18 protein-coding genes, 1 rRNA gene and 1 pseudogene are annotated in these 21,101 nt (G+C 66.5%); 7 read left to right on the forward strand and 13 right to left on the reverse strand.

Annotation, left to right across the window (positions count from 1 at the left end):
• Positions 1-58: 58 nt before the first annotated feature.
• The 3 genes from ABLE92_RS25545 to ABLE92_RS25555 all read right to left on the reverse strand — a co-directional run bounded on the left by ABLE92_RS25545 (position 59) and on the right by ABLE92_RS25555 (position 4,153).
• Positions 59-1,012 (reverse strand): TY-Chap domain-containing protein, encoded by a 954-nt coding sequence (locus ABLE92_RS25545; RefSeq protein ID WP_348807621.1) that lies wholly within the window; start codon positions 1,010-1,012, stop codon positions 59-61.
• 161 nt (positions 1,013-1,173) lie between these two features.
• Positions 1,174-2,904 (reverse strand): SulP family inorganic anion transporter, encoded by a 1,731-nt coding sequence (locus ABLE92_RS25550; RefSeq protein ID WP_348807622.1) that lies wholly within the window; start codon positions 2,902-2,904, stop codon positions 1,174-1,176.
• Positions 2,905-3,037: 133 nt separating this feature from the next.
• Positions 3,038-4,153: a protein kinase domain-containing protein gene (locus ABLE92_RS25555; protein ID WP_348807623.1), complete on the reverse strand. Its 1,116-nt coding sequence runs from the start codon at positions 4,151-4,153 to the stop codon at positions 3,038-3,040.
• Between the two features lie 195 nt (positions 4,154-4,348).
• Here ABLE92_RS25555 and ABLE92_RS25560 point away from each other — a divergent pair.
• Positions 4,349-4,753, forward strand: a pseudogene (locus ABLE92_RS25560) (ricin-type beta-trefoil lectin domain protein); the annotation flags it as partial.
• Here ABLE92_RS25560 and ABLE92_RS25565 read toward each other — a convergent pair.
• Entirely contained in the window at positions 4,744-4,932 is a 189-nt protein-coding gene (locus ABLE92_RS25565) for a hypothetical protein (protein ID WP_348807638.1), read from the reverse strand. The pseudogene ABLE92_RS25560 and the gene ABLE92_RS25565 sit on opposite strands and share 10 nt — an antisense overlap.
• On the opposite strand from ABLE92_RS25565, the gene ABLE92_RS25570 reads away from it, so the two are divergent.
• Positions 4,925-5,677 (forward strand): glycoside hydrolase family 16 protein, encoded by a 753-nt coding sequence (locus ABLE92_RS25570; protein WP_348807637.1) that lies wholly within the window; start codon positions 4,925-4,927, stop codon positions 5,675-5,677. The genes ABLE92_RS25565 and ABLE92_RS25570 overlap by 8 nt on opposite strands.
• A 755-nt stretch (positions 5,678-6,432) precedes the next feature.
• Here ABLE92_RS25570 and acmB read toward each other — a convergent pair.
• Positions 6,433-7,638 carry a methyl acetate hydrolase AcmB gene (gene acmB, locus ABLE92_RS25575; RefSeq protein WP_348807624.1) on the reverse strand — a complete coding sequence of 402 codons (1,206 nt, stop codon included), beginning with the start codon at positions 7,636-7,638 and terminating at the stop codon, positions 6,433-6,435.
• 42 nt (positions 7,639-7,680) lie between these two features.
• Positions 7,681-9,282 (reverse strand): flavin-containing monooxygenase, encoded by a 1,602-nt coding sequence (locus ABLE92_RS25580; protein WP_348807625.1) that lies wholly within the window; start codon positions 9,280-9,282, stop codon positions 7,681-7,683.
• Between the two features lie 187 nt (positions 9,283-9,469).
• On the opposite strand from ABLE92_RS25580, the gene ABLE92_RS25585 reads away from it, so the two are divergent.
• Positions 9,470-11,257, forward strand: a complete 1,788-nt coding sequence (locus ABLE92_RS25585) for a sigma-54-dependent Fis family transcriptional regulator (protein WP_348807626.1) — start codon at positions 9,470-9,472, stop codon at positions 11,255-11,257.
• Between the two features lie 10 nt (positions 11,258-11,267).
• Here ABLE92_RS25585 and ABLE92_RS25590 read toward each other — a convergent pair whose 3' ends face one another.
• The 4 genes from ABLE92_RS25590 to ABLE92_RS25605 form a co-directional block, all read right to left on the reverse strand.
• On the reverse strand, positions 11,268-12,377 hold the full coding sequence (locus tag ABLE92_RS25590) for a glycosyltransferase (protein WP_348807627.1): 1,110 nt from the start codon (positions 12,375-12,377) through the stop codon (positions 11,268-11,270).
• Positions 12,378-12,523: 146 nt separating this feature from the next.
• Positions 12,524-13,498, reverse strand: coding sequence for a ketopantoate reductase family protein (locus ABLE92_RS25595; RefSeq protein ID WP_348807628.1), 975 nt, complete (start codon positions 13,496-13,498; stop codon positions 12,524-12,526).
• 31 nt (positions 13,499-13,529) lie between these two features.
• The gene (locus ABLE92_RS25600; protein WP_348807629.1) at positions 13,530-14,813 is read right to left on the reverse strand and encodes a TY-Chap domain-containing protein; all 1,284 of its coding nucleotides are present in this window, start codon (positions 14,811-14,813) and stop codon (positions 13,530-13,532) included.
• Positions 14,814-14,952: 139 nt separating this feature from the next.
• Positions 14,953-15,873: a TY-Chap domain-containing protein gene (locus ABLE92_RS25605; RefSeq protein WP_348807630.1), complete on the reverse strand. Its 921-nt coding sequence runs from the start codon at positions 15,871-15,873 to the stop codon at positions 14,953-14,955.
• A gap of 203 nt (positions 15,874-16,076) precedes the next feature.
• Between ABLE92_RS25605 and ABLE92_RS25610 the strand changes: the two genes are divergently transcribed.
• Complete coding sequence (locus ABLE92_RS25610; protein WP_348807631.1) at positions 16,077-16,394, forward strand: DUF2853 family protein; 318 nt, start codon at positions 16,077-16,079, stop codon at positions 16,392-16,394.
• 31 nt (positions 16,395-16,425) lie between these two features.
• On the opposite strand, the gene ABLE92_RS25615 is transcribed toward ABLE92_RS25610, so the two are convergent.
• Positions 16,426-17,424, reverse strand: a complete 999-nt coding sequence (locus tag ABLE92_RS25615; protein WP_348807632.1) for an adenosine deaminase — start codon at positions 17,422-17,424, stop codon at positions 16,426-16,428.
• Positions 17,425-17,526: 102 nt separating this feature from the next.
• Here ABLE92_RS25615 and ABLE92_RS25620 point away from each other — a divergent pair, with 102 nt between their 5' ends.
• Entirely contained in the window at positions 17,527-17,970 is a 444-nt protein-coding gene (locus tag ABLE92_RS25620) for a MarR family winged helix-turn-helix transcriptional regulator (protein WP_348807633.1), read from the forward strand.
• 33 nt (positions 17,971-18,003) lie between these two features.
• Here ABLE92_RS25620 and ABLE92_RS25625 read toward each other — a convergent pair whose 3' ends face one another.
• Both ABLE92_RS25625 and ABLE92_RS25630 read right to left on the reverse strand, forming a co-directional pair.
• A complete protein-coding gene (locus ABLE92_RS25625) occupies positions 18,004-18,684 on the reverse strand; it encodes a hypothetical protein (protein WP_348807634.1) in 681 nt (226 codons plus the stop codon).
• 65 nt (positions 18,685-18,749) lie between these two features.
• Complete coding sequence (locus ABLE92_RS25630; protein ID WP_348807635.1) at positions 18,750-19,412, reverse strand: SHOCT domain-containing protein; 663 nt, start codon at positions 19,410-19,412, stop codon at positions 18,750-18,752.
• Between the two features lie 454 nt (positions 19,413-19,866).
• Between ABLE92_RS25630 and ABLE92_RS25635 the strand changes: the two genes are divergently transcribed.
• Together ABLE92_RS25635 and ABLE92_RS25640 are read left to right on the forward strand one after the other, a co-directional pair.
• Complete coding sequence (locus ABLE92_RS25635) at positions 19,867-20,439, forward strand: hypothetical protein (RefSeq protein ID WP_348807636.1); 573 nt, start codon at positions 19,867-19,869, stop codon at positions 20,437-20,439.
• A gap of 552 nt (positions 20,440-20,991) precedes the next feature.
• A 16S ribosomal RNA gene (locus ABLE92_RS25640) occupies positions 20,992-21,101 on the forward strand; the annotation flags it as partial.

Here is a 21,101-nt window from a genome sequence, read left to right on the forward strand (position 1 = left end):
CCACCCGGTTACACGGGTCGATCGGCCTGGTCCCGCCCAACGAGTACGAGGCAACCTACTACGCTGGGGTCACTACCAGCAGGTAGCCCACCAACGAGGTGGCACGAAACCTGGGGTGCTTCAGGGTCCCGTCGGTGTCGGCGGACCCGGACCCACCCGTCAAAGACCCGGTGTCGGCGGGGATCGTGTCGTCGTCGGCCAACGCCGCCTGGATCTGGGCACGGCCGAAGTCCATGAAGTTCAGCCACTGAGCTATCCCGGCCGCCAGGTTCTGTCGGGAGAAGGCGGAGACCTCGACGGTGAGCACCGCGACCATGCATCGGTCATGCATGATCAGCTTGATCCCCGTGAACGGCAGGGTGCTGGTCGCGATGAACTCGTAGGCGCGCCCGAGGTCGGGGGCGGAGTCGACGACCGTGCCGAAGAACTCGACCGTGGGGCGATCGGTGAGGATGCGCAGCCACGAGGAGGTCTCGCCCGTCGGCATCGGGATGTCACCGTCGGGGTCGACGACCACCGGACGGCCCGACATCGATTCCAGCGCCGCGTGCACCATGGCGCGCAGGTCGCTGTGGTTGTGGGCGATGGTGACCACCTCGCGGGCCCATTCGCGGGGAGCGGCGTGCGGGTCGTCGAGGAAGGTGGGGTGTAGGACATCCCAGACCTCGCGGAATGTGGCGATCACTCGGGCGGCGAGGTCGTCGGCATCGTCGCGGGTGGCGGTGGATCGGAAGTGGTGGTCGCCGGTCCGAGTCCAGCCGAGCACCCCGAGACCCCAGATCTGCTCGGTCCGTGTCTCCGGATGCGAGTGCAGGTCCCCGGAGTTGATGGTCGCGCAGATCCGGTCGTCGTCGGTGACGGTGAACTCGACGACGCCGTGGGCGCCCTCGGGGATGGAGTGGTTCTGTTCGGCGAGCACCGAAGCACCCGGCGCGAGGTGGGCCAGGCGGTCGGCGAGCTCGACGCGGTACTCGCTCCAGGCCGCTCCGATGGTGCCGTCGAAATCGCCCATGCCGTTTCCCTTCGGACCTGTTGCTAAAGCGAGGCTACGGTCTGACCGGGAACCCTGGAGGGGTTGCGACGCAGGATCCCACTGTTTGTATGACCCTTACGTCGGGGACATCGCGGCGAGCGTCAACCGTCGAAGACTCGACGACCCGGCCGGATGGGACCTCACCCGGCCGGGTCGATGTCGCTGCGCAGGTGTCCGGTGATCTCGTCGATCTTGGCGCCGGTGGTGGGGGCGAACGACGAATCGTCGAATCGCGGCCGACCGTCGACCTCGAGCTGATAGCGGGTGAGCTGATCACGCACCGGGTCCTTCATTTCCGCCAGGACGAGTTTCATGTCCTGGGATCGGAGGAAGTCGTCGAGTTCCACCAACTCGTCGACGGCGGTCGAGTCGATCTCGGTGATCGGTTCGGCGGCGATGATGACGGTGCGCACGCTGCGTCCGTCGGCCAGCGCGGCGACGACCCGGGACCGGACGTAGTCGTCGAACATTCCGCCGTTGGCGAAGAACAGCGGGGCGTCGAAGCGGATGATGACGACGCCGTCGATGGGTTCGGCGTCCGGATGCCGGGTGAGGTCGTGGTAGCCCCGCAGGCCGGGTACGCGGCCGAGTTCGGTGCGATACGGCCGCCACGCCAGGTTGACGAACGCCACCAGCGACAGCACCACGGCGACGATGATGCCCTGGAGCACGCCGACCAGCGCCACGCCGAGGAAGGCGACGACGCTCAGCGCCCCGTCGACCCGGTTGATGCGGAACAACGCCGCGGTGCCGCGGATGTCGACGAGTGAGACGGCCGCGGAGATGACCACCGCCGCCAGTGCCGCTGACGGCAGGTAGGCGGTGACATTCGGGGCCACCAGAATGAAGACGACGATCAGCACCGCGCCGACGAGGGATGCCAATTGTGTTCGCGCGCCTGCCTGTTCGGCGACCGGGGTGCGAGACGACGACGCGGAGACGGCGAAACCACCGAGGAATCCACCGGCGATGTTCGCCGCGCCGACCGCACCCATCTCCTGATTGGGATTGACCGCGGTGCCGGCGCGGGCGGCGAAGGTCCGCGACAGCACGCTCGTGTCGGCGAAGGCGATGAGCGCGATGCCGGCGGCCGGTCCGAGCAGGGACAGGGCGTCGTGCCAACTCACCCCACCCAGGTGCGGCGACGGTAGTCCACGGGGCATCGCACCGGCCACCGGAAGACGGTCCTGCCATCCGAAGGCCGCGACGACGATGATCGCGCCGACGACGGCGACGAGTACTCCGGGAATGGACTTGCGCCAGCGTTTGAGGCCGAAGATCACCGCCAGACAGACGATGCCGATGACCGCGGGCAACCACTCGATCTCGGAATGCGTCACTGCGTACACGATGTCGCGGACCTGCTCGATCGCCGAATCTCCCTCGATGCTGAAGCCGAGGAGTTTGGGGAGTTGGCTCAGCAGCACGATGAGCGCGATGCCGTTGAGGTAGCCGATGCGGATGGGTTTGCTCAGCAGGTCGGTGACGAATCCGAGCCGCAGCAGCGCTGCGACCACCAGCACCAGGCCGACCTCGATTGCCAGCACTCCGGCCAGGGCGATCCGGTCCTCGTCGACGACGGCGAGGGGGATGATGGCCGCGGCGATGATCGGGGCGAGCGAGGAGTCGGGCCCCAACACCAGGATGCGGGAGGGTCCGACGAACGCGTAGACCAGCAGCGGGACGATCGTCGCGTAGAGGCCGGTGACCGGTGGGAGCCCGGCGACCTCGGCGTAGCCCATGCCGGCCGGGATCAGCAGGGCGGTCACCACGATCCCGGCGACGAGGTCACCTCGAAGCCACGACCGTTCGTAATGCAGCAGGGTGTGCAGACCCGGGAAGAGTCGAGCGAGCCCCGACAGCGATGCCATGCCGAGGATTATCGGTCCTCGCCGCGTCGAGTGGGCGCCGATTCCCGTCGAGTGGGCGCTGTTTCGCGTCGAGTGGGCGCTGTTCCGCGTCGAGTGTGCGCTGTTTTCCGTCGAGTGGGCGTCCGCCGGTCGGTCAGACCGGGCTCAGACCCACCAGCCGGCACAGGCGGTGCTCATCGATCACGTGGATGGTCTGGCCGCGGCGCTTGCGTTCACGCACCGAGAACAGCTTCCGTCCCTCGAATCCGCCGACCGTGTTGTCGATCTGATGTGCCCGCACCAACACCGACGTGTCGTCGCTGACCGCCGACTGCACGACGCCGCCCGCGTCCTCGATGAGATCGCGGAGTTCATCCTGGGTGCCGGTCTCGAAGCGGCCGGTGACCACCACCCGCTGATCACGCAGCGACGCGGGGCCACGCGTGCCGCCCATGTCGACGGCGCGGAGGGACCCGATCGCCTCGAGCGCGGCGGTGCCGTCGACGTAGCGCAGGCCCCGTGCCGCCGTCGCATGCCAGATCCAGCACGTGAGGTCGTCGGGAGCGCGCAGATCACGGATCCGGGACACGTCATCGTTGGTCCAGTCCCGCCCGGTGAGCAGGGTGCAGGCCAGCAACCCGACCTGATAGATGTCGAGCCAGGTACCCCAATGCCGGTACTGGTCGACGTCGGCCGGCATGTAGGCGGGGGTGTAGGCGTCCAGCGACGACCCGCCGGGTGTCAACGAATGCTTGGCGATCCCGAAGTCACCGAGCGCCAGATGCCCGTCGCGCAGAAACACGTTGGTGGGCTTGATGTCTCGATGAGTCACCCCCGCCGCGTGCATCAGTTTGAGTACCCCGAGCAGGTCGCGCAGTTCGCGGCGCACACGCGCCGGCGGCCATCCGTTCCACTCGGGATCGTCGACGAGATCGCCGACCGTTCCCTCCCGCATCAGCTCGGACACGATCACATACCGGGTCACCCCACGCGAGCCGGTACCGAAGGCGAACGAGTCGACGATCTCGACGACCTCGCGGCGTCCGGCGAGCAGATTCCCCATATGTGCCTCGCCGTGCCAGTCCGCGGCACTGGCACACACTTTCACGCAGACGTGCCGGATCACCCGATCGCTGGTCTGCGCCAGCCGGGCCGCCCGGTACACGACGCCGAAACCACCGCCGTCCAGCGCACCATCGATGCGATAGCGGTGACCGGTATCGCCGGTGATGATCTGGCCCACGCGAAGCGGCTGCCGTGCTCCTGCCACGGGTCCACGGTACGACTCGGGGACGGTGAGGCGTGCCGCGCGGTCCACCGCATGGCCGCACCTCGGGACGACCCCGGGCCGACCCGACGGGAGTGACAATGACGACGCACGCTTTCCGGCGCGATTCCACGCCTATTTCTGGGCATTCAAGAAATCGTCGGACGCTTTGCCTGAAATGGGGTTACCGTCATCCTCATGAAACGGCCGAGAAGGTCACATACAGCCCGAATTCTTCTCTGTGTTTCGACGGTGTTCATTGTCAGTGCTGCGGCAATTCTCGCTGTCGGTACGGCCTCCGCCGCGGACACGACGTATACGGTCAAGGCGAACCTGAATGGACAATGCCTCGACAATTCCGGTGCGATCGCGCGCGCCGGCAACGGGGTGCTGTTGTACTCGTGCAACGGCCAGGCGAATCAACGATGGACGATGGACTCCTCCGGTCGGGCGGTGGTGCAAGGGTTCTGTCTGCAACCGGTCGGAGGTGTGATCGCCAACGGCCGAAACCTGCAAATCGCAAACTGCTCAACATCTTCCGCGCAGAAGTGGAAGCAAGGAGCGAACAGCTCACTGAGGCCCGGCGGGACCTCCTACTGTCTGACCGCAGCGTCCGGAGCGGTCTCCCTGCGCACCTGTAGCGGAGCGACGAACCAGAAGTGGACGCTGAGCGCCGTCACCACGAGCACCACCACCACAACCACGACAACGGCAGCGCCGGCGACGACGACGCCGTCGACCACGACGACCGCACCACCGACGACGTCTGCAGCGGTGACCAATCCGTCCGGTCAGGCGGCACCGTCGGGAGATCTCACCGGGTGGCGACACATCTTCGTCGATGAATTCACCAAGGATGCCGCAATCGGTTCCTGGGCGAATTCCTGTGAACCGGACAAGATCGTCTACACCGGTGCACAAGGTCAGAAGTGGCGTACATACCCGCGGTGCTATCTAGACACCTATCAGAAACGTCCCTACCGACCCGACGCCGTGCTCAGCGTGACGGGCGGCACCTTGGACTTCTACCTCCATCAGGTCGACGGCAAACCCGCCGGTGCCAATCCGTCACCGCTGATCACCGGAACGAGTCAGTACCAGTCCTATGGCCGGTACTCGGTCCGCATGCGCGTCGACCGTCCCGGCCTGAACGAGTACTACGTGGCCTTCCTGCTGTGGCCGCAATCCGAAGTGTGGCCACAGGACGGAGAGTTCGACTTCCCCGAAGGTGGCCTGGCCGGCAACGCCGGAGGCTTCCACCACTATTCGGGCGTGGGCGCCTGCAGCGGATGTCAGGCGGTGGCAACCGACATCGACGCCTCCTTCACGCAGTGGCACACCTACACCATGGAATGGAGCCCGGGCCGCATCCGCTATCTCCTGGACAACACCGTGGTCCTTGACAGCACCCTGTTCGTCCCCAGCGGTCCGATGCGCTGGCAGCTCCAGGCCGAGACCAACGGCAACGGCAACAGCGCCGGCCACCTTCAGGTCGACTGGGTGTCGGTGTGGGCGTACAACGGCTGACGGCCACACACTCCCGTTGGGCGAGGTCCCGACCCTATCCCGCTGGTCGGCCACCCTTCCGCTGGTAGCCCCCTTCCGCCGGTAGACCCCTTCAGCTGGTACACCCCTTCCGCTGGAAGCTTCCTTCCGCCGGTCGAGGAGTGAGGAGCCCCTGGGGCGACGAGCCTCGAGACCTGGTGGGGTGTGGCTGGTGCATGCGTTGGGTTCTCGGCTTGCGAGGTCTCGATACGCGACGAGCTCGCTTCGCTCGCGCGGCGCACTCGACCGGCGGGGTGGGGGCGCTCACCGGCGGCGGTCGGCGGCGGTCTGGGTATGAGGAGCGAAAGCCTTGCGGTGAGCCTCGTCGAAACCCTTTTCGCCGGTCGAGGAGTGAGGAGCGCCAGCGACGAGCCTCGAGACCTGGTGGGGTGTGGCTGGTGCGTGCGTTGGGTTTTCGGCTTGCGAGGTCTCGATACGCGACGAGCTCGCTTCGCTCGCGCGGCGCACTCGACCGGCGGGGTGGGGGCGCTCACCGGCGGCGGTCGGCGGCGGTCTGGGTATGAGGAGCGAAAGCCTTGCGATGAGCCTCGTCGAAACCCTTTTCGCCGGTCGAGGAGTGAGGAGCGCCAGCGACGAGCCTCGAGACCTGTTGAGGTGCAGCTGGTTCCGTCCCCACGGTGTGCAGAGATGACAACGCAGCCCAACGTAACGGGCTCGGACACCAAAGTGTCCGAGCCCGCCGCCGGAACAGCCGTCCAGCGATCACGAAGTTCGCGTCAGCCCTTCAACACCCGGTAGAACGCCGTCTCGAACTCCATGTACTTGGTGAACGACGTCGGATCGCCGAACGGCAGGATCTGGGTGGCCCAGTATCCGCCATAGCCGTTCTCACGGTCGATCCAGTAGAAGAGGTTCGCCAACCCCGCCCATCCGAGCGCGCCTGCCGGCCGTCCGGTCGGAGCCTCCTCGTTGTTGATCATGAACGGCAACGACCACGACTTCGACTGTCCGGGAAAGAATTCGGCATCGTTGGACAGTGAGGGGATGACACCGGGCAGCATCGTCACCGGCAGATCACCGAGATGATTGCGCACGGCCATCTCGACGGTGTCCTTGCGCAGCACCCGGCCGTGCTCTCCGGCGCCGTCATTGAGCCACATGCGGATGAACTTCATGTAGTCGCCGACGGTGCCGTAGAGGCCGTGACCACCGAAGTCGATCTCCGGCGGTGACGGCAGCTCGAAGTCCATCGGCGTCAGCGACCCGTCGGCGTTGCGGGCGTGCATCTCGGCGAGTCGGGAACGGAAGTCGTCGCGCAGGACGAAGCTCATGTTCTCGATGCCGAGTGGGCCGAAGATCCGCTCGGCGAAGACGTCGCCGAGTCGTTGCCCGCGAAGACGTTCCACCACCTGACCGACCCAGTCGATGTTGGTGCCGTACTGCCACCGCTCACCCGGATCGAACAGCAGAGGCGTGGTCAGCGCCGCCTTCGACGCGGTGATGACGCTGGGCTGCCCCTTCTCCCCGGCGAGTCGCGCGTACTTCTCGTCGAAGAAGTCGTAGCCAAATCCTCCTGTGTGGGTGAGGAGTTGGCGTGTCGTCGGGTAGGACCGCGGGGCCCGCAGGATCGGTTCGCCGTCGGCGTCGAAACCCTCGATCACCTGCAGATCGCCGATCTCGGGTGCGTAATCCGATGCGGGACGGTCGAGGTCGAGCAGTCCTTCTTCGACGAGTTGGAGCGCGGCGGTCGCCGTGATGGCCTTGGTGGTGGAGAAGATCGCGAACACGTCGTCGGTGGTGATCTCCGCGTCGCCGCCGAGCCGGCGCTGTCCGGCGGCGCCCTCGTACACGGTGCCGTCGCGGTCGGTGACCATTGCCACGACGCCGGCGACCGGTTGCTCGGCGTCGACCGCGGACCGGAGTACCCCGTCGGCGGCGCGCTGAAACACTGCCTTGTCGAAAGCTGTTGCTGTGGTGGACATATCAATGAACCTTTCGTGGGTTTCCTGGAGTGTGGCCGGTCATCAGGACAGTGCGAAGCCCTTGTAGCCGGCGGCCGCGGCCTCGAGCGTGGCGGCCCGGTAGGCGCCCACGCCGCCGACGTAGGACAACACCCGCCGCGGCTTGCCGGGCACGTTGGAGCCGGTGTACCAGGAGTTGGTCTTGGAGATGAGGTTGGCGTCGGCGAGTTCGTCGTGGTGTGTCACCCAGGCCTCCTCGCCCTCCTCGGTCGGCTCGATGACGGTCTTGTCGTGGGCGCGCATGTACGCGATGGCGTCGGCGATCCACTCGGTCTGCTGTTGCAGGCAGGTGGTCATGTTGCACAGGGCGGCCGACGGTGCGAGCGGCACCGCGGTGGTCAGCATGTTGGGGTAGCCGTGCACCATCAGGCCCATCGTGGTGCGGATGTCGCGGCCCCAGTCCTCGGCGAGGGATCGGCCGCCGCGGCCACGGATGTCGATGCGGGTCAGGGCGCCGGTCCCGGCGTCGAAGCCGGTCGCCATGACGATGACGTCGAGTTCGTAGACGGTGCCGTCGGCCAGGACGATGCCCTCGGGCGCGATCCGTGTGATCGGGTTGTTCTTGACCGGGACGGCGTCGACGTTGTCGCGGTGGAAGACCTCGAGGAAGTTGGTCTCCAGCGGAACGCGGTGGGTGCCGAAACCGTAGTCGGTGGGGATCAGGAGTTTCTCGAGTTCCGGGTCCTGCAGCCGGGCCCGCATCTTCTGCCGCACGAACTCCGAGATCTCCTCACTGACTTCCTCGTCGGAGAACATCTCGGCGAACGATGCCAGCCACAGCTTGAGTGAGCCGTTCTCGTAGTCGTCCTCGAGCCGGGCCAGGCGCTGCTCGGGGGTGAGGTCGTCCCACGCGTCGGTGAAGTCGTACTCGAAACCGGTGAAGGTGTTGGGCAGATTCTGCTGGAACTCGGGCAACCGCGACTTGTACCAGGCGACCTCGTCGGGGCCGTAGCTCGGATTCTTCATCGGCAACGCGTACTGCGGAGTGCGGATGAAGACGTCGAGGTGCCCCACCTCGTCGGCGATGGTCTGAATGACCTGAATGCCGGTGGCACCGTTACCGATGACGCCGACGCGTTTGCCGGCGAGGTCGACGCCGTCGCGCGGCCAGCGCGCGGTGTGGAAGATCTGTCCCGCGAAGTCCTGCTGGCCCGGGAACATGTCGGACATCGGTGCCGAGAGCATCCCGCAGCAGGTGATCAGGTACTGGGTGTCGATGGTTTCACCGGAGTCGGTGGTCACGGTCCATCGGTTGGTGTCCTCGTCGAACTCGGCGCGCTCGATCGTGGTGTTGAACGAGATGTCTCGCCGAAGGTCGAGTGCGTCGGCGACATAGTTGAGCCACTGCTCGATCTCGGCCTGACCGGGGAATCGCTGGCTCCAACTCCAGCCGTTGTAGAGGTCCTCGTCGAAGAGGTACTGGTAGATGTAGGCCTCGGAGTCGAACTTCGCGCCGGGGTAGCGGTTCCAGTACCAGGTGCCACCCACACCGGATGCGGTGTCGTAGGCGCGGACCCGCAGGCCCTGTTCGCGGAGTTGATGCAGTTCGTACAGTCCGGCGACGCCGGCTCCGATCACCATCGCGTCGAGTGTCGTATCGGCCATTGTTTCCTCCAGTGAGTGTGAGAACGATCACGTGAGCACCGATGGTTGACCTGTCTCACACCTCGGCCATGTCCCAAATTGGGACGTTCAACCTGTCCGATCGGCGGTGGTCGAGCGGCCGGCGGGAGGGAATAATCGGGTGTGGCATGTGTCACATGAGGTGTGTGGCCGCGACGAGAGGAGCCGAGTGGCCGACCCGCGAGACCAGCAACTGCGAATCGCAGCCGCTCGCGCAGACTTCCTGGAGTACGGACCCGAGGGCGCGGCCGGAGTGGGCGACGTGGTCGCGGCCTCCTGGGCGCGCAGTCGCTCCGCGGGGCTGGACGCTGACCGCTATCGGGTGAAGTACCACGACGACATCGATTTCGATTCCCGGCTCTCGCGGTGTGCTCGCCCCGTCCTGGAACGGCTCGCCGACGACATGTCCGACGTCCCGGTGACCATCGCGTTGACGGATGCGCGTGCGCGGATCGTGGAGCGCCGCGACTGTTCCGCCGCGGTCGGCCGCGTCCTCGACCGCGTCGATTTCGATCGGGGTTTCTCCTTCGAGGAGAGTGGTGTCGGGACCAACGGGGTGGGCACGGTGTTCGAGGTGGGAGCGCCGGTCAGCGTCGTGGGGTCCGAGCACTTCAATCAGTCCCTGGTGCAGTTCGCGTGCACCGGCGCCCCGATCCTGGATCCGATGACGGGCCGGGTCGCCGGGGTGCTGGACGTGAGCACGCTGGTGCAGAGCTGGAACGGTCTGGTGGAGGCGCTCGTACGGTCCGCTGCCGCCGACATCGGCCGCAACCTGTTGCTCGATCGCAGTCAGCCGACGCGCGCGTTGTTCGAGTTGTACCTGCGGGCGAGTGCCCGATCCGGGCAGGCCGTGATGGCGGTCGGCGAGACGGTGATGGTCAACGAATCGGCCCGGGCACTACTCGGTCCCGAGGAACAGAACACCATCGGCCAGTACGCACAGTTCCTGATGACCAAGCAGGAGAACGCCATTCACACGGTCACCCTCGACAACGGTCGGCTTATCCGGATGCGGGCATCCCACGTCGGCGCCGGTGACTCCGCGGGGGTGGTGCTGCTGCTCGACGAGGTGCGCACCACGGTGACGCCGTCCCGTGGTGACCGTGCGGTGACCGCAGGACCCGCGGCGCCGTCGGACGCCGGTGCCGGGCGGCCGCACCGGATGCGTAGTCCCGCGTGGGTGACGGCCTATCGGGATGTGGCCCGGGCGCTCGCCGACGGCGAGGCGACGATCGTCATCGGCGAACCCGGGTCGGGGCGCCGGTCCATTCTCATCGAGGCCTACCAGAACGCCGACACCACACATCCGGTGGTCGTCGTGGACACCGAGGCGCCGCATGACATCGAGACCCTCACGCGCGCGGTCACGGCATCGCCGGGTGGGCTGATGGTGATCCGTCACCTCGAGCGGCTGTCCACCGAGGCGCTGCCCGGCGTGCGCACACTACTCGAGGCGGCGGATCGGTCAGGGACCGTCGTCGGTGCGACCATCGACACGTTGCATGACGACGCGGTCGGCCCGTACACCGATCTGCTAGGCCGCTTCGTTCGCGCCGTGCACCTGCCGCCGCTCCGGCTGCGCGGACCGGACCTGGAAGTCCTGATCGACGACATACTCAAAGGCATTGCACCACAACGCAACACCAGGGTCAGTCCGCAGGCGCTGCGCGTGCTGGCCGCCTTCTCCTGGCCGCAGAACCTGACTCAGCTGCGCACCGCGCTCGAGTGGGCGGTGCGGGTGCGCCCGGTCGGAGAGATTCAGCCGGAGGACCTCCCCGGCTTCTGCCGCACCACCGCGCGTCGCGTGCTCACGCCCATCGAGGTCACCGAGCGTGACGCGATCATCGCGGCCCTCGGTGAGGCGGGCGGGAACCGGGTCCGCGCGGCTCAGGCGCTGGGAATGTCGCGCAGTTCGATCTACCGCAAGATCCACGGGTACGGCATCGTCGGCCTGTGACCGTTGCCGATCACACCCCGCCCGCATGCACCGCGAGCATCCGCGTCACCGAGTCGGGCCACTGGAATCGGGTGGCACGTTCGCGTGCGGCACGTTCCCGGTCATGCCGGGGGATGGTGAGGACCCGTTCGATGGCGTCTGCGAACCCGCTACCGGAATTGTCGGCGAGGGCACCACACGACTCGTCGACCATGCCGGCCACCGCCGACGACCGTGACCCCACGACCGGTGTGCCCGACGCCAACGATTCCAGGGCCGACAGGCAGAACGTCTCGTGCGGTCCGGGTGCCAGCGAGACATCGGTGCTGGCCAGGAGCGCCGCGACCTGCCCGCGGTCGGCGAGGTGACCGAGGAAGGTCACCGGCAGTCCCCGCGCCGCATGCTGGAGGGCGCCACGCATCGGTCCGTCTCCGGCGACCACCAGGTGAACGGGTACCCCGGCGCGATGCAGGCGGCCCACCGCGGTGACCGATCGGTCGGCGCGTTTCTCCACCGAGAGGCGTCCGCAGTGGGTGAGCAGCGTCGCGGTTCCGTCGGTCCAGCGGGCACTGAGCTGCGGGTCGAGGTGACGGGGCGCGAACTGATCGAGGTCGACGCCGAGCGGTGCGCGCACCAGGTTGTTCGCGCCGATGCGTTCGAACTCGGCGGCCGCGAAATCGGTTGTGCAGACCACGGAGTCGTAAGAGCGGACGGTGTCGGCATTGGCGCGATCGGCCAGCGCCCGGGCGATCGAGGTCGGAAGGAACAGCGACAGCAGGCGGTCCAGTCGCTCATGCGAGACCATCGTCGAGTGGATGTCGCGCCGCCGTGCCCAGGCGCCGAATCCGCGCAGCGTCAATCGATCCGACACCTCGAGCGCGTCCGGACGCAGGTGCTCGAGCACGTCAGCGACGCGACGCGCCGAGGCCAGCCGGTAGCCGCCGAAGAACGGGATTCGTGGTGCCGGTACCGAGATCCTCACGACACCTGAGGGCATGATCTGTTCGTCGGGCGCCGAGCCCGGGACGACGAGGACGACCTCGTGTCCGGCGGCGAGGTAGCCCGCACCCCAGCGGTCCACGGCCGTGCGCAACCCACCCGAGCGCTCACCGTAGAAGTTCGCCAGTTGGACGATGCGCACCCGCCCAGTGAGCCGGGCGTCGGTGAACGCAGCGCAGCGCCACGTCGAGGGTGGGGTGAACGGCGGCAGTACTCTTGCGCCGAACCGGCCTCCGACGACGAATCCGGTGTTGCCGCAGCAGAATCCTCACGGATTCACGGAGCACCTCACCCGGCGGAGTCGAGCCCGCGCAGCGCTTCGACCGGATCGAGACTTTCCGCCGCCAGGTGTTCGCGCACCACGCGAGCGGTTTCGGATTGCACCAGCGCGTTGACCGGTGTCGGCATCCCGTGCAGGCGGCCGAGCAACACGATCTCACCGGACAGGTAGTCGATCTCACTGGTGCCGTCGCCGCGCTCGACGCTCTGCCACGTCGAGTTGCCGCCGCCCTCGGCACCGCTGCGACGACGCTGAATGTGGTTGGCGCGCCGCTCTTTGTCGGTGGCGTCGCTGACCGCCTCGATACCGGCAGCGGCCAGGACGGCCTCCCCTTCGGCGCGGGCCCGACGCGTCAGTTCGGCACGAGCGTACCCGTCGTCGCGGTAGCACGCGTCGACGCCGTTGCCCAGATTGGTGATCAGTTTGCGGTACTTCCACGCGGTGATGTCGCGTCGGGTCCGCGACGGGAACGACGCCGCCCGAAACCGTTCGGACAGTTCGTCGGCGACGGCGTCGACGCCACCGGGGAAGCGGCCCACGTCGAGGATGCCCGGTGCCGCCGACGACCCCTGCACCACCACACCGGGATCCACGTGCCAGGCCGGCAGCATGACGCACACCGAGTACACGCGCGGGAACACCCGGAGGAGGGCCGGTTCGTTGGCCACCCCGTTCTGCGCCGACACGATCGGAATATCCGACGGCGCGTGCGCCCGCAGGTCGTCCAGAGCCGCGGCGGTCTGCTGACTCTTGACGCACACCAGGACCACGGAGTCGTCGGTCCAGTCGACTTCGGCGGCGCTGCGGGCGCTCGGGATCGGCTGCACCAGAAGACCACCGTCGGTGTCGAGGATCAGCCCCTTCCCCCGGATCGCCTGCAGATGCGTGCCGCGCGCCACCAGCGTGGTCGGCGTGCCCGACGCGAACAGGTGAGCGCCGATGACCCCGCCGATCGCGCCGGCGCCATAGATGACCACATGCATGCACCCCAGCCTAGGGCGGGCGGCCGGCCGATCAGCCGGTCGGTCGCTCGAGCAGCAGGATGGCCTCGGTGAGCACGGTTGCGAAGATGGTGAGGTCGGCGGCCATCGTGGCGCACATCTGCGTATCCTCCACTGGGGCGTGACGATTCCGGGATTCGTTCTCCCTTGTCCGCCATTCTTCGATCATCTCCGCACACACCGCCGCATACTCGCGGAGCCGATCGACCTTGCCGCTGACCAGATGCGCGGTGCGTTCGGCGGACAACCCGTCCTCGATGAAGATCCTGAGCAGGGTCTGCATGCCGATGGGCACCGAGCTGTGGGCGCACTCGTGGGTGCCGGGACCACCTCCGTTCAGCAACGACACGATGTCGCGCCCAACGGAATTGACGAAATCCATCCACAGCTGCCAGGCGGCCTGGAGATTGTCGGGGTGGAACACCGCGCACTCGAGGGAGTACCGGGCGAACAGATGTCCGTTGTCGATCACCAGCGTGACGTGCGAGAGCCGCGCGCTGTAGTCGGTGACCAGTTGCGCGAGTACCGCAGCAGGTGGAATCCGGTGACCGAGAGTGGCGACGAACTCCAGACGCGGCCCCGCCTCGCAGACCACGACACGCGACGCGATCTCGTCCGTCAAGGGCAGTTCGATCATCTCGTGATCATCGATCTCGAGTTCCCGATGCACCAACGCCGACAGCACATCCCGGGCAAGGGTGATCAGCTGATCCGGGGCGGTGATCCGGATGGCCGTCGTTGTGGGACAGCTACATTCATCGTCGAGGGGACCGGCGTTGTCGTGGGCGTCGGCGTGCCCGTGTTCCGGTTGCGCGCTCGGCAGATCGGGGACGCTGCTCAGGTGGCGTTTCGGAGCATCGGGCACCGCCGGCGGGGGCGCCGGTGCGTCACGCGGCCCGAACGGATCGTGGACCGTGACGAACGACGGATGCGGAAGGTCCCACAGGCCGCGGAGTGCGGCGATGATCTGCGCGATCAGGTCATCGATTGTTCGCCGACCCACCTCATACACGACCTGGTGCCGGATCTTCTTCCATTCGCCCGCACCGGTCTCGCGGAGGCGATTGGCGATGGCGTTGAGGGGGAGCATGGGCTGAAAGGCGGGACTGCCGATGCCGGCGCGCACCCGTTTCGACCCGGTGACCGTGACCTCGATGAGGGTGCGCCACGTGGTCGCGTCGGAGAGCGCGAACTCGATGAACTGCCCGCGTTCCAACGCGGCGAAACGCACACGCAGCGTGGCGGCGAACTCCTCCCATGCCTGCTCGACCAGTGCGTCGTAACCGGATGTGGTCATCGTGCCCCCAAGGTGTCGTCGTAGAACTTGTGTTCGATCAAGACGGTACGGGATGCCACCGACAGCATGGCGTGGCCGAGCCGCACCCGTGCACAACCGCACCGACACCCGCGGCAACCCATCAGGCTTCGGCAACCCATCACGCCGCAGCCTCACCGTGACGCCGCACCCGACGGCGCTCGGGTGCCCGCCGCGCCGCATCATCCAGGGCGACGAGCAGCCGCTGCGCATCGTGGCGCAGGAACTCATTCCAATTGCCCAGCGCCGATTCGAGATTCTCGCGATGGAAGACGGTCGACTCGAGCAGGAGGTGGGCGTAGATCCGCGTGCCGCGGGCGACGAGACAGACGTACGGATTCGACGTCCGCTGCCGCGCCACCAGCATGGCGGCGTCGTCGGGATGGGTGGCGGCGTCGTTCAGCGAGGCCCACAGCTCGATGCGCGGAGCGTCGGCGTGGATGCTCATCGACGTGGGTACGGGCAGCGTCGGGAGGTGCAGATCGCCCAGGTCGTCGACGTCGGGGGCAACCCCGGCGATCGCCTCCAGCGCGTCCACCACCAGACCGCGCAGATGAGCCGAACTCCGGGTGCGCTGCCCGACCTCGATGAGGGGTTCGGCGAGGCACGGCGGCTTCTCACCCGGCTGCGACAGCATCGACGGGTGCAACACGTCGCCGACCTCACGCAGCGTGACGACGATCAGGGCCGCCAACTCGTCCGCGCGCTGCGTGTCACCCTCGGCGATGAAGTCGCCGTCGAACTGATGCCGCCAGCCCAGCGAGTTCATCGCCTCGAGCTGGCGCGGGAATCGTCCGCTGTCCCGATACAGGTCAAAGGGGTGCACCGTGAGCCGGACGCGCCGCGTCACCGTTGCCGAGATCTCGATGCGAATCTGCGCCGCGGTCCCCTCGGGGTCGGCGCTCACCGCGAAGCCGGACGTGGGTGTCACGTCGTGCAATCGGTCGGCGAGGTCGATGCGGTAGCGGCGCCAGGCGTCGTCGATGGCCGTGTCGAACTCGCTGCTGTCGAACTCGGTGTTGTCGAAATCGTTGTCGCTCATGGTGTTCCCCCAGGATCGCGATCGGTGTGCGCCGAGCGTACGGACTCGTACCCCTCACCTGCGCCGATGCCGGTCGATGCGGCGGCGACCCTGTGGATGAAACCAGGTCTGTGGATGGTGAATCGCCACGAGCGTCCTCCGGACCCGCGTAGTGTGGGCGAACGGGGTCAACACAATTCGACATCATCCACTGGAGGTCCGAGATGTCCGATGCCCGTGACACCGTTCTCGCCTACGCGCCGAACGCCGATACAGCCGTCATCGACAAGATGGCATCCACCTATGCACTCGCACTTCGCAATCGAGATGCGGCGCTGGTGTCGGCGAGTGATCCCGCCGAACTGAAGACCGTGCGGGAGAACTTCCTCAAGAAGAAGCTCGGTCTCACCGACAGCGACGCCGATCTCGACAAGGCCATCGCCGACGTGTTGGCCGGCATGAAGGACGGCAAGTCCAATCCGCGCCTGGCGGTGTACTACCTGCTGGCCGAGAAGTTCGGCAAGCTCGACGTCTTCAAGTAGAGCATCACCGACGGTGGACGGCCCGCGGATCTCACCGCGGGTCGTCCACCTCCGCGAGGAGGGCTCGCGCACGCTGCTCGTCGATGAATAACGCGTGAAATGAATTGCGCGCCAAGGTGATCAGGGTCGCGTCGTCGATTGCCAGGGCATGCTGGACCTCACGGTACGTGTCGGCGACGTAGCCACCGAAGTAGGCCGGGTCGTCGGAGTTGAGGGTCACCATCAGGCCCGCCTCGAGCATCGCGGGCAGCGGATGTTCGCGCAGGTCATCGACCGCACGTAGCCGGACATTCGACAGCGGACACGCCGTCAGTGGGGTCCGATCGGCAGCCAATCGTCGCACCAGGGCGGTGTCCTCCATGCACCGAATCCCGTGATCGACGCGTTCGACGCCGAGAACGTCGAGGGCCTCCCAGATGTAACTCGGCGGTCCTTCTTCGCCGGCATGAGCCACCACATGCAGGCCGGCCTCCCGCGCCCGGGTGAACACCTCCGCGAATTGTCCTGGCGGATAACCGACCTCGGCCGAATCCAGTCCGACGCCGATGACGGTGCCGACGTAGGGTTCCAGCGCGTCGAGGGTGGCATGGGCCTCGGCGACCGGTCGATCGCGCAGGAGGCACGCGATCAGTTCTGCGTGTGTGCCGGTCCCGGCCGATGCCGCGTCCAGGCCCCGGCGCAGCCCGGTGATCACCGCCGACAACGGGACACCCCGCGATGTGTGGGCCTGCGGGTCGAAGAAGATCTCGGCATGCCGGACACCCTGCGTCGCGGCGGTCCGCAGATACGCCGACGCCAGATCGGCGAAGTCCTCCTCGGTTCTCAGGACCGCCATGCAGGCGTAGTAGAGGTCGAGAAAGTCGGGCAGATCGGTGAAGGCATGCGCCCGCCGGAGCTCGTCGACGTCGGCGTAGGGCAACGTGACCCCGTTGCGATGGGCGAGAGTGAACGCCATCTCCGGTTCGAGCGTGCCCTCGATGTGCAGATGCAACTCCGCCTTGGGCAACCGCATGAGCGTGGCGTCGTCCATGGTGGTCCATCCTGTCACCGTGTGTGACGACGTACCGGTGGTTCAGGCGGCGCCGCCCACACCTTGACTTCAAGTGAAGTTGAACTCCTACCGTCGTCGGGTATGACCCGACAGATGCAACCGGCCCGTCGTCAACCCATCGGATTCTGGACCGCGCGGGTGGGATCGGCGATCCGCACCCGTACGCGCTCCCGGCTCGCCGAGGTCGGTGTGTCGCAACCCGAATGGTGGCTCCTGCACCAACTCTCGCTGCACGACGGCGGGATCGGCGTGGACGAGGTGATCACGATCATCGGACCCAACGACACAGATCAGGCCATTCGCCACGCCATCGTCGACGCCCGGTCCAAGGGCTGGATACACGACGACGACGGGCGGTTGGCACTCACCGAATCCGGCGCAGAACGCTTCCGGCACGCGGCCGAGGTGCAACGCGAGTTGGAGATCGAGCGACGGCAAGGAATCTCCGACTCCGACTACGAGACCACCATCCGGGTGCTGCAACGCACCGCCCGCAATGTCGGGTCGGATGCGTGGCATTGGTGACGCGAGGGCGATCGCCGAGCGTGGCCGTCGGCGTCAGCTCCCCTTCTGCAGGCTGACGCTGCGATTGGCTCGTGCGAGATGTGTGAGCGCAATCTGTTTGGCGGCGCGGAACTCGTCCGCGTCGAGCAGGCCCCGCTCATAAAGACCGGCAAGCCGTTCGATCTCGTCGGCGATGCCCGAGCCGGTGCCGGTCTCTGCCGGCGGCTGCGCACCAGCCGGAACCGAACCGACGTGTGATGAGTCCGCGGCGGGAGTTGGGTCCGGAGCTGTGGGCACGGCAAACGAAGAAGGCATGGCCGGGGCCTGCATGGTTCGTACGACGGGCGCGCTGCCGGCCGGGTGGCTTCCCTGTCTCTGGAGATAGGTGAGGTAGTGGCGGATGAAGGCCTCTTCCTCGCTGTCGAAGCCGCCGAAGTTCACCTCGCCCTCCGGCGTGGTGACGACGAGTTGGGGCATCCCGCCCTTCTTGCCGGTCAGCTCGAATGAGGCGATGTCCGCGGCCGAGACCTCGTAGATGACCTGCTTGTCGGGCTTTCCGTAGGTCACGAAACCGACGACTCGGGTGTTGGTGATGGCCGTGCCTTCGGACATCGGCTTGAAGCGGCTGGCGGTCACGAACGCCCAGACCAACTCGCCGGGACCGAGGACGGGTGCGAGCTTCTCCGACCACTTCTCGGCCCGCTTGGGCTTCACCTTCGGGCTCAACTCGGTCACGACGCTCCCCTCGCCTCACGCTGCTCCATCAAACGCCCGATCCTCGCACGCGGACGGATCGGCGCTCATCCACCCTTCTTCAGGCTCGTCGACCGTCCGCGGCTCGCCATCGCGGTGATCGCGGCCTGCTTGGCGGCGCGGAACTCATCGTCGTCGAGAATGCCCTGCTGATGCAGTTCGGCGAGCTGGGCGATCTCCTGCGCGAGACTCGGTGCCGAGGCCGCGGGAGAGGACTGAGGCGCCGACGCCGCCGCTGGAAGGTCCGGCGATTCGTCGACATCACTCCCCGCAGAGGGGCTGAGCTCGGCGGCTGAGGAGTCGACGCGGTGTCGCGGTGGCAGCGGCACCACCGGATCGGTTCCCCGACGATGCAGTTCGGTGAGGACGTGATGGAGGTACGCGGCTTCGCCGGGCTGGAACTTCCCGAAGTCGGTCTCACCGAAGCCGGCGGTCACCACCAGAGATGGCAGCAGGCCCTGCCGGACCGACAGGTCGAAGCCCACGATGTCATCCGCCCGTACCTCGCTGGTGACTCGTTGAAGCGGGTCGCCCGAGGTGGTGAAGCCGATGACGCGTGCATTGGTGATCGCCGTGGCGACGGAGAACGGGTTGTACCGACTCGCGGTCGCGAAGGCCCAGACGATCTCTCCGGGGAACAGCACCGGGGCCAGGGCTCGTGCCCACGCCTCGCCCTGTGCGGGTGTCACCTTCGGACTTCTCTCGGTCATGCGCCGCTCCTCGGGCCGAGTCCTGGTGGACGTGACGGATCATCCCACGTGGTTGTGGCGTTGGCGCCGGTCGTGGCCGGGTTTCATCCGACTGGGGGGCGCAGGTCAACGTGTTGTGCCGCTGACGTCGGCGTGCGCGGCCGAGCAGTGAGCGCACCCACCGAGAACGATCTGTGAGGTTCGGTAACGAAATCGCAGGCAACCGGCGATGCACTTGTCGTGACGCGGGTTACGCAAAGCGGAACTATGCGACAACCTCACATGTCGTGGTCCGCGGCCCGCCTCACAAGGAACTGCCGCGAACTCGCTCGAGCTGGACAGAGGGCATCGAGTCGAACATCGGGCGCCAGGCTCAGATGTCGAAGCCGTTGCATCGCCGCCGCACGTAGCGCGGTATGAGCCGCAAGAACCTCGGAGACGCAACGATGCGACCCGGAGTGAAAGGAACACTCCCGTGACCGATCCCAACAATCCGCAACAGCCCGGCGCCGGCGAGCCATATGGGCAGGGGCAGCCATATCAGGGCGGGCAGCCGTTTGGCGCGAACCAACCGTATGGCGGCGGACAGCGGTATCCCCAGCAGCCCTATGCCGGCCAAGGATATCCACCGCCGCAGCCGCCGAAGAAGCGGAAGATCTGGCCGTGGATTCTGCTGGCGGTCGTCATCGTGATCATCGCGTTCGTCGGCGGATGCGTCGCGCTCATCGGAGGAGCGGCTGAGTCGATCGACAACGAATCGAATCGCACCGTGACGGTCACCTACGAGGTCACCGGCGAAGGTCAGGCGTCCAGCGTCACCTACACGACCAACGATGTGAACGTGTCGCAAGACACCAACGCCGCGCTGCCGTGGACGAAGGACGTCCAGATCAGTGGTCTGGGCAAGTTCGTCTCCCTGACAGCGACCAATGACTTCGACGCTTCGGGTTCGATCACCTGCACGATCAAGCAGGGCGAGAAGGTGATCAGCACCAATACGAGCTCTGGTCCCGCCGCAACCGCATCATGCTCCGGAACTGCTGACTAGTCCCGCCGCCCTCTGGCACGTACGGTTCCCCGGTTCTTCCCAACGAAGGGCCGGGGAACGTCGTCCTGGTGGCTCAGAAGTGCTGAAAATACGCGTCTGACCAGGCGATTTGTAAAACGGCACGGTGGTGCGTAACTTATATCGAGTCAGCGCGCCGCGGCGCCGCCCCGGAGGGCCCGAGAGGGACTCACCAGGGGAGAGGAAACCGGGCCTGCGCAGACCGCCCCCGAGAAATTTCTCGAGCACAGTCATGTGCCAGGGAGATGGACGGGAACCGCCCGACAGGGCACGAACCAAGCCTTCACCGAGGCTGCTTCCTCTGGGAGTAGTTCGGGTGGGTGTGTGTTCTTTGAGAACTCGATAGTGTGTTGGTGGATTGTTTGATGCCATTTTTTGAATGGTATGAAGCGAATCTTATTTGTGATGCTGCCCTGCGTGTTGTGGGGTGGTGTTTGTGAGTTTGTTTTTTGCCAGTTTTTTGGATTGTTTTTTGGTCAGGTTCTTTTTGTCTCTCTGGCTGAGATTGTGTTGAAACTTTTGTTTCAGTGTTTTTTCATGGAGAGTTTGATCCTGGCTCAGGACGAACGCTGGCGGCGTGCTTAACACATGCAAGTCGAACGGAAAGGCCCCTTCGGGGGTACTCGAGTGGCGAACGGGTGAGT

The organism is Gordonia oleivorans (assembly GCF_040044975.1).
Lineage (GTDB): Bacteria > Actinomycetota > Actinomycetes > Mycobacteriales > Mycobacteriaceae > Gordonia > Gordonia oleivorans.